Genomic DNA, 10,605 nt, shown 5'->3' with positions numbered 1-10,605 from the left:
CAGCGCCAAGAGCCAAAGTAATCTGGATTTGATTTTCCTCTGTCGGATTTTTGAGACCAATTGGTCTCAAATTTTCCCGGTTCGAGATTCAAAACTCAGCGCCAAGAGCCAAAGTAATCTGGATTTGATTTTCCTCTGTCGGATTTTTGAGACCAATTGGTCTCAAATTTTCCCGGTTCGAGATTCAAAACTCAGCACTCAAGAGCCAAAACAATTATCTATTCCGACTCCTAAATGCTTCTGCCTTCAAGGATACAGATATCTGTCTAGGCGACGGGTGACAACTTCTGCACTTTCTCTTGCAAGGAATCCATCAGGGATTGGAACGGGGTGACGAATTTATCAATCCCGTCCAAGAGCAAGTCTGCCATCACTTGGTCCAAGTTGATGTCGATGTCGGGATCTTTGAGACTTTCGATCAGCGTGTAAGCTTCTGCAACATTGTTCTCAATCCGGGGTGCGACATCGCAGTGATCGAAACAAGCTTCAACAGTGTTCGGCGGCAAAGTGTTAACGGTGTCGGGGCCGATTAGTTCATCGACGTACATGACATCGCTGTAGTTGGGGTTTTTGGTGCTGGTGGAAGCCCACAGCAAGCGCTGTACTTTCGCTCCCTTGGCCGCTAAAGCTTGCCAGCGATCGCTCGCTACGATCTCTTTATACTTCTGGTAAGCTATCTTGGCATTGGCGATCGCAACTTTCCCCTTGACTGCTTCCAGTCTGGCTTTTGTGGAAATATCTGTGACATTTTTGAGTTTCTCATCAATCTTGCCATCGATATTGATGTCGATCCGGCTCAAGAAGAAACTGGCCACAGAAGCAATATTGCTCACATCCAAACCTTTAGCCACCCGCGCTTCCAAACCGCGAATGTAAGCCCAGAAGGTTTCGACGTAGCTGTCAACCGAGAATAGTAAAGTCACGTTAACGTTAATCCCTTCGCTGATGACTCGCTCGACTGCGGGCAAACCTTGAGCGGTTCCCGGAATCTTAATCATCACGTTTTCTTTGCCGAGGGCTTGGTAATAGCGTATGGCTTCGCTAATCGTGCTTTCTGTGTCGTTGGCGATCGTCGGTGGCACTTCAATGCTAATGTAACCGTCTAAACCCTTCGACTCTGCGTAAACTGGGGCGAAGATGTCGCAAGCGTTGCGGATATCTTCAAATACCAGAGATTCGTAAATCTCCATTACAGATTTACCCGCCCGGATGCCAGCTTCGATATCCGCGTCGTAAATCACATTACCTGCGATCGCTTTCTCGAAAATAGCCGGATTAGATGTAATCCCGCGCAGTCCCCGACTTTCAATCATCTGTTTGAGTTCGCCGGACTCGATCAGATCGCGAGTCAAATTGTCCATCCAGATACTTTGGCCAATTTCTTTGATTTCTAACAGGTGATTCGTTGGTGTTGCTGTCATTACTGTAACTCCTACAATTTGATAGCTGTTAATTGGGACTTGGAAATTGGAAATTGAAAATTGGTAATTGAAAATTGGCAATGGGGAATTGGTAATTGGGAGTCGAAAGTTATCAGTTAAAACCCTCTTCCTTATTCCCTCTTCCTTATTCCCTCTTCCCTCTTCCGACGGACATCGGACTGACATCCGTTACATCCGTTACATCCGTTACACAATCCGTTGCCGAACTTCCTTCACTTTTGGACTGTTCTAGGATTGCGCGATCGATCTTGAATAAAAGACTCGACCATCGCTACATTTTCTTTACTCCCGACAATCAAGGGCGATCGCTCATGCAGTTTGGTCGGCACAACATCTAAGATGTCTTGAATGCCCGTACTTGCCCGCCCGCCGGCTTGCTCCATCAAAAACGCCAAAGGAGCCGATTCGTAGAGCAAACGCAATTTGCCTTCCGGGTTTTTCACCGTTCCGGGGTACAAAAACACGCCTCCCTGGAATAAAATCCGGTGAAAATCTCCCACCAAAGCCCCGCCGTACCGGGCGGTGTAGCCTTCGCTGCGGTGTACGTAGCGAATGTAGTCCCTCAAAGATTCCTCCCACTGCCAGAAGTTGCCTTCATTAACGCTGTAAATCGGGCCGCGATCGGGAACCTTAATGTTTTCGTTAGCTAGAATAAACTCGCCCAAACTGGGGTCGAGGGTAAAGGAATGAACACCCTGACCGATCGAATAAACCAGCATGGTACTGGGGCCGTAGAGTACATAACCAGCGGCAATTTGTTTGTGTCCGTGTTGCAGCAAATCGGAAGCAGAACCGTCTTCATCGTCCCCCTCTTGCTTGCGGATGCTGAATATGGAGCCGACATTGAGATTGATGTCAAGATTGGAAGAACCGTCTATGGGGTCGTAGAGCAGACTGTAACGCCCGATCGGACAGTTTTCGGGAATGTAGTAGGGTTTTTCCATTTCCTCGGAAGCCAAGCGGCAGACAAGTCCGCTTTGCTGGAATACCGAGATAAACACTTCATTGGCATAGATATCCATCTTTTTGACGGATTCTCCCTGCACGTTCACAGCCCCTGTAAACCCTAAAGCATCTTCCATTAACCCGGCTCTGCTGAGCCGCCTCGCGATCAGCTTAGCCGCCAGCCCGATGCGATTCATCAGGGCACTGAGATCCTGAGCATCTGCTGAAAAGCTGTGAAGTTGCTGGAGTACGTGACGGGATAGAGTTGTGCAATCGCGGTCTAAGGATTGCACCTGATCTATCGGGCCCAGGCGGGTTTCCCCTGTCGGCGCGTTTACCATGATTTTGATGTCCTCCCTGTCTTGCGGCTTGCTAGTTGGGGATTTTCAGGTGCAAGGCGTTTGCCCCTGAATCGGCTTTTAGGTCGATCGTCCCCCAAGTTCTATCTTAGGAAGGGTTTTGCGATCGGGCGTCGAACTTTAGGTGAATTTTAGATCCCCATCGAAAATTGAGGAGTTCGATCGACTGTTGAGTCGGGCTCTGTATTCAAAATAACTAAATTTTTTAATTAACCGCAGAGGGAGAAAGTGTTGGCTTCGGGATGTAGGTTTGCTGTATAGCAGAAGGAAGTTCGGCAACGAATTCTGTAACAGATTTAACGGATGGAAGTCAAACGATTTTAGATTTACGATTGATTTAGACCACCTGGGGCGGGGCTTGAGGATTTTAGATTCGTTATGAGCGCGATCGCTCAAGATTGTATCAGACGAGCGATCGTACTTTTCTAAAACAACTTTTGCTGCCCATTAGGTCTTGAATTACCTAAATATATCTGCTTGGAACCCGTGGAAATGTTAATCAAGCCCAAATCTTGCAGGCGATTTGTTAAATTTGATATTGTTACGCCAAGTTCGTCAGCCATTGCATAGAGGTGAGGCCAGTTTTGTAAATTACGTCCCCTTCGCTTCTGTTCCAAGATATATCGAGGCATTAACAAACAGCTAGCAAAATATTGCGCTTGCCATTCAATATCAACTTTACTATTTAATGTAGTTTGAAAACGACTTTTATCAATACTGCGGCACAAAAATAGCTGTGGAGTAGCTGGGCAGTTTAGAGGTAGTTCGAGCTGCTTTACAATACCATCAGCTTCATCTTGATTGACATGAAGTACCCAGTGTCCTATTTCATGAGCTATTGTCGATTGTTCCAGCCCTTTATTTTTTTTGATCTCTGTGAACAGTTCATTAATGGTAATTAAACGTTTTATTGGTTCTATTTTAGCTGCTATTATTCCCTCATTGTCGGGTGGTATTTTGTCCCAACATACACGGATTTCCAGAGCATCAGCCACCCGAGAAGCTTCAAAAGGCCACGTGGGGGGAAAACCTTCTTTTTGCATCTTCATCAACACCTCATTAGCCTGATCTTCGATCTCTTCTTTTTTTAAGAATCTTACTGGCTTAAATAAGTTCATTTTTTCTTCTCCTCACCTTCTACGATTGTTATCAAACCTATGGAAATATCATTTGAGCTAGCCTTTACCTTGGTAAATCTGTTTGGAACCTTTTGGGATGTAAATCCAGCCTAAGTCTTGCAGGCGATTACTCAAATTTGATATTGTTACGCCAAGCTCGTCAGCCATTGCGTAAAGGTGGCGCCAGTTTGTTAAATTACGTCCCCTTCGCTTCTCTTCCATAATATATCGAGGCATTAACAAACAACTAGCAAAATATTGAGCTTGCCATTCCACCCAATTCCCCTGGTTATTCAAAATGTACCGATCGAGTTCTTCGCTAGCAAGGCGACACAAGAATGTATCTATATTTTTTGCAACATTAGAATTCATCTTCCGCTGTTCAGATAAACTTTCAACTTCAGCTTGGTTAACTTGAAGTACCCAGTGTCCTATTTCGTGAGCAATTATTGAAGAGTCAAATTTATTCTGAAATTTGGAAATATATTCATTAATAATAATCGTGCGTTCTTGATGTAAAATTTTAGCTACAATTGGCCCTTCTTCATCAGGAGGAATTATAGCATAACAAATACTAACTTCTAGAAAATCAGCTACACGAGTGACATCAAAGGGCGATTTAAGAATAAAATTTTTTGCTTGCATTCGCTGCAGAATTTCATTAGCACTGCGTTCTATTTCCGCTTTGGAAAAAAAACGATAGATCCGTAGTTGTTTCTCTAGCTCTGAAATTTGGGCTTTGAGGGTAGCATTTTCTTGTTGCAGTTTTTCGAGCTGCTCCTCCCGTGCTTCTACGAATGAGTCAATACCAGGATTTTCCCGCACTCGACGGAATAAAGCAGGCATTTCCTTGTAATTCGCCCTGACCATTTCCTCAAGAGCTTCAGTGTCATGTTCGGTCATGCGACCGCCTAGGTAGATCAATTCCTCTGCGTTCAACTCTAGATGCTTTGCTAACGAGCGGATGACCTTCTCACTTGGCTCAACGTGGTCATTTTCCAGTTTTGAAAGGTAGGTGTAGTCCACTCCTACCTTTACAGCCAGTTCCCTCTGACTCAATCGCTTTTTCCTGCGGGCTTGCCAAATAACCGCACCAAAACTTTGACCTTCTTGTTTATCCATAGCCACATCCGATTTACTAACGAGATTCCCTAAGCCCACTGATTTTAACGTTGCGAGCATTCAAAGGGTGTGAAAGCTACAACCTTTACCTCATAAGGGTTTCAATACTTTTATTGTCGAGCTACTACCCAAATTGGTTAATCCACCATAACTTATAGGTCGATCGTAGCTGATGTTGAATAGCTATGTCAACACACTTTTTTATCTCTCGACCCCTTGACATAATTTTTCATGTTGCATATACTTTCAACACAATAGGATTTTAGCCAATATGTTGAAATTATATATCAACTATGACTGGCATCCCTCTAGTTGTTGAGTTACAAAGCTTTATACAGGAGGCAAAGTATGAAAAAACAGCAATCGAATCCGGATCAACTGTGCTTCTCAATCGGCCGACCCCTGCCACTGCTGCTGGAAGAAGTGCAAAAGACGAGCCGGAATCCAAACGTCAGGAAGGCTGTCGAACAAATGCTAGAAGGCTTGCGTACTTTGGAACTAGCCAACCAGACTGGAATTTCCAAGTCAGCTAAAGCCAAAGAAGCAATTCACGCAATTCTCACGAAATGAACCAATAACTGCCCTCTATTATAGAGGGCTCAGCCTGTGAAAAAAATTTGGGCATTTGCCAGTTATAATCTCTGGTTGCAGTTTGCTCCACCAGTGGGAAAAGAACACTTACACTGCGATATGAAGCGCGGTTTTGCCAAAGCACTCCAGCGAGAACCTCAAATAGCAGCACTGTTAGCGACTGACACCCAACCTCAGAAAATTGGACTGCTGGCACAAAGAGGAGTTTATGAATTTCATCAAGCCCCTGAACTGTTATCCCGAAAAGATGGTGCACAGCAAGTAGCAGAAATGCTGAAATTAAATCAACAGTCAGCCGTGGTTGAGGAGCGAGTAAAGCTCATCTTACAAAATTACCAGCAGCATCCTATTCTTTTTGGCAAGAACATCATTCAATTGAGTCGAGGTGATGAGGGATTTCCCCAAGCAATTATAATCAAGCAGGGGAATTATCTGTTTAACTTCTATGCAGCAATTGACTGCATTTTTGTTGAGTCTGATGGCAGGCTGCACATTTTGGACTTCAAAACAGGTAAATCTGATTTTGACAGACGACAGGCATACATTTACTTGCTAGCAGCCAATTATTTGTACCCGCAACAACCAGCTATTGCCTCATTCTACAATTTGGAGACTGGCAAGCAGTCTGACCCAATTAGCGCAACTGCTGGTACACTCAAAGCTTTTCAGATCGAGTTAGCACTAATTGCTCAAAAGCATCAGAAACAGTTAAAGCTTTACAGAGATAATCCTGCTGATTTCAGTATGATTTTTCCAGCCAATCCAGGTTTTAGCTGTGGCTACTGTTCCTTTAATTCAATTTGTCAATTTTCTTCTGTATCAGAGGTTGCTGCATGACTACTGCTCCCGTTCAAATTTCTCGGCAATCAGCCCCATCTCCAACATATCTGAGTGAAATTTTCCAACTGAGTATTTCTCAACCAAACTTAATCTGCTTTCGACTAAGCCCAGAAGTCGATCGCAAGATTGGCAATCGATTTAGCTGGCGTTTCAGTCAGAAATTTCCTGATGTGATTGTCATTTGGGAAGATAAATGTTTCTGGGTTTTAGCTAAACCAGATCAACCAATGCCGAACGAAGGTGAATGGCGAACAGCACTGAATGAAATTCTAAAAGAGCTGAAAAATGATATTGGCGATCTATCCTACTCAATTCAATGGGTAAATCAACCAGAGCCAACAGCTTGTATCTGTGCTCAACTAGCTGTGAGGCTATTACAAATCAGGCGAACTTTCTCACCTGCTGACACTGTTTGGTCTAATGGTTCTGTTGCAGTCAAGCGTGAAGTTGACTTTTGGGCCGAAACTTTTGCACTGCAAGGAATTCTATACCCAGCACTGGTTTTAACACCTCACAGCTACTTTACTTTTAATGGTACTCTCTCTGATTTCTATGAAAATCATCCTTACCGACACAAGCCTCAAGAGCTTTTGAGTGGAATGAAAGTTCGAGTCATTGAAAGTAATAGTTCGGCCACCATTGTTAATCTGCCAGGAATCATTGGGGAACGTAGAGAAGAATTGATTGAGAAAGCGACTGGTTCAACTAGCAAAGAAAAACTCAGAGAAGCACCTGAATATCAACCAGTAGTAGCGGTTCAGTTTGGCAAGGATACAAAAGAATTTCACTATCCAATGGCCGCTCTTTCTCCTTGTATTACCAAGAATACAGATCACAAATTTGATGTGGAATATGGAGATTTACTCAAGCATACTAAAATTCCATACCTAGAACGAAAGAACTGTTTAACCTCGTACAAACAAAAGGCTGGAGAACATCTAGCTGTTTATGGTTTTCAGTTAAGAGATAGTATCAATAGCCGTCAGCATCCCAACATATTCCGAAGGCTGCCATTTAAGCTTGATGAAACAAAACTACTTTTCGGAAAAGACAAGTCCGGTCAAAATGTTATTGGCAAAAGAGGTGAAGTCTTAAAGGGACTCTCTAGAGGTGGTGTTTATCGAAAACATAAGGAATATGAAGAAGATCCATCGAGAGAAATTCGCATTTCAGTTTTAAAAATTGGTAACTTTAAAGTCAATTCTTTCTTCCTGGAACAAATCTCTCAGCGGCTCAAACTATACAAATTTGAAAGCATCCCTTTGATAGATCGAGAGACCAAAAAGATTGATGAAGATAGAGTAAAGGTAGTTTTGACAGATGGCTTGAGCCCAGATGAGGCTAAAGCCCGAGTGGAACAAGCGATAGATGAGTTATTGCCAATTCCCCCGGATCTGGTTTTGACATTTCTACCGCAGAGCGATCGCCATGCTGACAATAGCGAGGATGGCAGCTTTTATGCTTATATATCTTCGCGCTTACTTCGCCGTGGAATTGCTAGCCAAGTCATTTACGAGGACACGCTGAAAGATACTAGCAATCACGGAAATATCCTCAATCAAGTCATTCCTGGAATTTTGGCAAAATTGGGAAACTTGCCTTTTATTCTAGCTGAACCTCTGGAGGTTGCGGATTATTTTATCGGCTTCGATATTTCCCGAACTCCCAAAAAGAAGGGAACTGGAAGCCTAAATGTCTGTGCAAGTGTCCGTCTCTACAGTAAACAAGGAGAGTTTATTCGCTATCGGCTAGAAGATGCTCTTACAGAAGGTGAAGAAATCGATAAAAGAACTCTAGAAAGGTTTCTCCCTGCTGCTGAACTCAGTCGCAAAACTGTACTAATTTACCGTGACGGTCACTTTTGCGGTAGTGAAATCAAGCATTTACGGGAACGATCGAAAGCCATTGGTTCCAATTTTATTCTAGTGGAGTGCATAAAGTCAGGAATTCCCCGACTTTACAACTTTGAGCAGTCAGTTTTGAAAGCACCAAAAAAAGGGTTATCACTTTGCTTGTCTTCCCATGAAGTGATTTTAGTTACAACTGAAGTGAAATCTGAGAAAATGGGTTTACCTTATCCCCTGCGTTTGAGGGTTATTCCTGATGAAGGACAGCAAGTATCACTTGATAGTGTAGTAGAAGCTACTCTTAAACTTACCTTACTACATCATGGAGCCCTTAAAGAGCCGCGCTTACCTGTACCGCTATATGGCTCCGATCGCATCGCTTATCGTCGTTTACAAGGGATTTCTCCGGGTGCATTGGATGGGGATAAACAATTTTGGCTGTAAGAGCGATCGCCCCTAAATCAACTAATATACAGCTTTTCGATCACACACTAGATTTTTTGTCAAGGTAACTTAACAGGAGTCACGCACCCCACAAAAGAAACCGGGTTTTTTACCGAATCTGCGCGCTGCAATCAGGTATTTTCCTAAAAAAAACCCGGTTTCTGGACTCCCATGCGTCAGCCCTACTTAATTAACTGGAGACTTGTGATCCTTGAGTATCGAGGCCGATCGCCCTTACATCAGCCTTCACCCCAAATTCCCCCAAGCAGCGACCATTTCCCTCTCAACCGCCTCAGCGTTAGCCACATCCGTTAAAGCTAAAAGTGTTGGCCCGGCACCGCTAATTACCATTCCATAGGCCCCTGCATTCAGGGCGGCTGGTTGCACCGCTTCATATCCCTGAATCAGAGATTGGCGGTAAGGCTGGTGAATTTTGTCTGGGAGGGCGCCGCGCAGCCAGTTTTCATTCCGAGTTTCCAAAGCCCGCACTAGGGATATTACACTGATGTCCCTTTGAATATAAAGTGTAAAACTCCAGGAGTGCTGACATTTGTTCTCTCAATCTAGATATCTCTACATCCAAGGGAGGGAGTAGTTTCTCAAGGTGGCGAACCTCACTAAACCACAGTTGTAACTCGGGTTTGAGAGTTGCATAGAGCGTTTCGGGACAGGAGAGTAATATTGCTGTTATTATCTCTGCTACGAATGGCTGTTGCTGCCACTTCCCTACAACAGACATTGCATCCCCGTCATCGCTTGACAAGCATTGGTGAACAATATCAAACAGTGAATTTAACTGAATAGCTGCCCGTAATTTCTCAAGTGTCTGTGCCACCTCTGACGAGGTATTCACCATAGTTGTGAATTCAACAGGCCAATGGTGCAGAATGGTACTGACAAATGAAGCAATTGAATCGGGTTGCTCTTTTCTCACAATGTCGGGGAGTATTTCTGCAAAGTAAGTAGCAACACTACGCCACTGATGTAAATCACAAGCAACATGAAAAAAGGTTTCTGGCAACCTTTCACTCTTCTGCAATAAAATATAACCTCGACATTGATTAGTGACTGGATCGACAGGTTCAAATGCTTGCCATAACACAGGCAGAGAAACCCAGTGAGGTGGATATTTGAAACGGGCAACATCCAGCAGAAGAACTAGATCCCGCTGTCGATGATAGCCACCAATTGGTGAAAAGTGACCATCACCCGTTTGTCCCAATACCTTTCGGCTGTAGGAAACAACTAGATGAATATCACCTGACGCCCTAGTCACCTCCTCAACTGCTTGCCGAAAGTTTTCCAAGCTGCTTTGGTGGTAACGGTTAGGTTTTACAACAGCACCGTTGCAACGTGCTATACAGACAAACTCATCAAAGGTGATACCGTTTTCTTTAATGACTGAAAGAGGTAAGCAACAGTCTAAAAACTCCTCTCCATACCATCTCCACACCCCTTTCCAAATGCGACCTGGGTCGATGGATAAGGCATTAAGAACAACAACTAAACTACCCAATCCACAAAAAGCGGGTTCTGCTTGAGTATGAAACTGTTCCGCTAGAGCAAAATACCCTTCCATACCTCCCAATGCCAACGCTTCTCGAAATATTTGCTTTCCCTCTACGGAGGAAAAGGCAATAGCAGAATCGGGGAGTGAACGACGATAAAACCCTTGAGCAGACATTGAGTGTTTTAACCCTTATTGCTTCTGGTGCTAATAAATATTATGCAACATCGTCACATTGATAATGATGAATGCACTTATTTACTAGTTTTTTGATTTTAGCAATAAAACGCTGCGAAGGTTGGACTTTCGGGGTGCCAATTTAAAAAACGTGATTATTTGCGAGGGACGGCTAGGCATCAATCTGATGAAATAATTCGCCAATTTGCCACA

The 10,605-nt window shown here is 43.8% G+C and carries 9 protein-coding genes; 3 read left to right on the top strand and 6 right to left on the bottom strand.

Annotated elements, in window-relative coordinates; genetic code table 11:
• Positions 1 to 266 precede the first annotated feature (266 nt).
• From tal to QUB35_RS11920, 4 genes are all read right to left on the bottom strand, one after another.
• A complete protein-coding gene (tal, locus tag QUB35_RS11935) occupies positions 267 to 1,421 on the bottom strand; it encodes a transaldolase (protein WP_333142117.1) in 1,155 nt (384 codons plus the stop codon).
• A 233-nt stretch (positions 1,422 to 1,654) separates the two neighbouring features.
• Positions 1,655 to 2,728 carry a class 1 fructose-bisphosphatase gene (fbp, locus tag QUB35_RS11930; RefSeq protein WP_333142116.1) on the bottom strand — a complete coding sequence of 358 codons (1,074 nt, stop codon included), beginning with the start codon at positions 2,726 to 2,728 and terminating at the stop codon, positions 1,655 to 1,657.
• A 443-nt stretch (positions 2,729 to 3,171) separates the two neighbouring features.
• On the bottom strand, positions 3,172 to 3,864 hold the full coding sequence (locus QUB35_RS11925) for an ImmA/IrrE family metallo-endopeptidase (RefSeq protein WP_333142115.1): 693 nt from the start codon (positions 3,862 to 3,864) through the stop codon (positions 3,172 to 3,174).
• Between the two features lie 57 nt (positions 3,865 to 3,921).
• On the bottom strand, positions 3,922 to 4,986 hold the full coding sequence (locus QUB35_RS11920) for a helix-turn-helix domain-containing protein (protein ID WP_333142114.1): 1,065 nt from the start codon (positions 4,984 to 4,986) through the stop codon (positions 3,922 to 3,924).
• A gap of 348 nt (positions 4,987 to 5,334) precedes the next feature.
• Between QUB35_RS11920 and QUB35_RS11915 the strand changes: the two genes are divergently transcribed.
• The 3 genes from QUB35_RS11915 to QUB35_RS11905 are packed head-to-tail and all read left to right on the top strand — an operon-like array spanning position 5,335 to position 8,708.
• Entirely contained in the window at positions 5,335 to 5,556 is a 222-nt protein-coding gene (locus QUB35_RS11915; RefSeq protein ID WP_333055735.1) for a hypothetical protein, read from the top strand.
• Between the two features lie 36 nt (positions 5,557 to 5,592).
• On the top strand, positions 5,593 to 6,414 hold the full coding sequence (locus QUB35_RS11910) for a PD-(D/E)XK nuclease family protein (protein WP_333142113.1): 822 nt from the start codon (positions 5,593 to 5,595) through the stop codon (positions 6,412 to 6,414).
• On the top strand, positions 6,411 to 8,708 hold the full coding sequence (locus QUB35_RS11905) for a Piwi domain-containing protein (RefSeq protein WP_333142112.1): 2,298 nt from the start codon (positions 6,411 to 6,413) through the stop codon (positions 8,706 to 8,708). Before QUB35_RS11910 ends, QUB35_RS11905 begins: the two co-directional genes overlap by 4 nt.
• 246 nt (positions 8,709 to 8,954) lie before the next feature.
• On the opposite strand, the gene QUB35_RS11900 is transcribed toward QUB35_RS11905, so the two are convergent.
• Positions 8,955 to 9,188, bottom strand: a complete 234-nt coding sequence (locus QUB35_RS11900) for a hypothetical protein (protein WP_333142111.1) — start codon at positions 9,186 to 9,188, stop codon at positions 8,955 to 8,957.
• Positions 9,172 to 10,392: a phytochelatin synthase family protein gene (locus QUB35_RS11895; protein ID WP_333142110.1), complete on the bottom strand. Its 1,221-nt coding sequence runs from the start codon at positions 10,390 to 10,392 to the stop codon at positions 9,172 to 9,174. The genes QUB35_RS11900 and QUB35_RS11895 overlap by 17 nt, the downstream gene beginning before the upstream one ends.
• Positions 10,393 to 10,605 lie beyond the last annotated feature (213 nt).

This window comes from Microcoleus sp. B13-B6 (assembly GCF_036705405.1).
Taxonomy (GTDB): Bacteria; Cyanobacteriota; Cyanobacteriia; order Cyanobacteriales; family Microcoleaceae; genus Microcoleus.
This window is presented reverse-complemented; position numbering and strand designations above follow the sequence as displayed.

What these genes read in the sequence shown, in the direction of transcription:
- QUB35_RS11905 (WP_333142112.1), top strand. Translation starts at nt 6,411, where the DNA reads ATGACTACTGCTCCCGTTCAAATTTCTCGGCAATCAGCCCCATCTCCA.
- QUB35_RS11920 (WP_333142114.1), bottom strand. Translation starts at nt 4,986, where the DNA reads ATGGATAAACAAGAAGGTCAAAGTTTTGGTGCGGTTATTTGGCAAGCC.
- tal (WP_333142117.1), bottom strand. Translation starts at nt 1,421, where the DNA reads ATGACAGCAACACCAACGAATCACCTGTTAGAAATCAAAGAAATTGGC.
- QUB35_RS11925 (WP_333142115.1), bottom strand. Translation starts at nt 3,864, where the DNA reads ATGAACTTATTTAAGCCAGTAAGATTCTTAAAAAAAGAAGAGATCGAA.
- QUB35_RS11915 (WP_333055735.1), top strand. Translation starts at nt 5,335, where the DNA reads ATGAAAAAACAGCAATCGAATCCGGATCAACTGTGCTTCTCAATCGGC.
- QUB35_RS11895 (WP_333142110.1), bottom strand. Translation starts at nt 10,392, where the DNA reads ATGTCTGCTCAAGGGTTTTATCGTCGTTCACTCCCCGATTCTGCTATT.
- fbp (WP_333142116.1), bottom strand. Translation starts at nt 2,728, where the DNA reads ATGGTAAACGCGCCGACAGGGGAAACCCGCCTGGGCCCGATAGATCAG.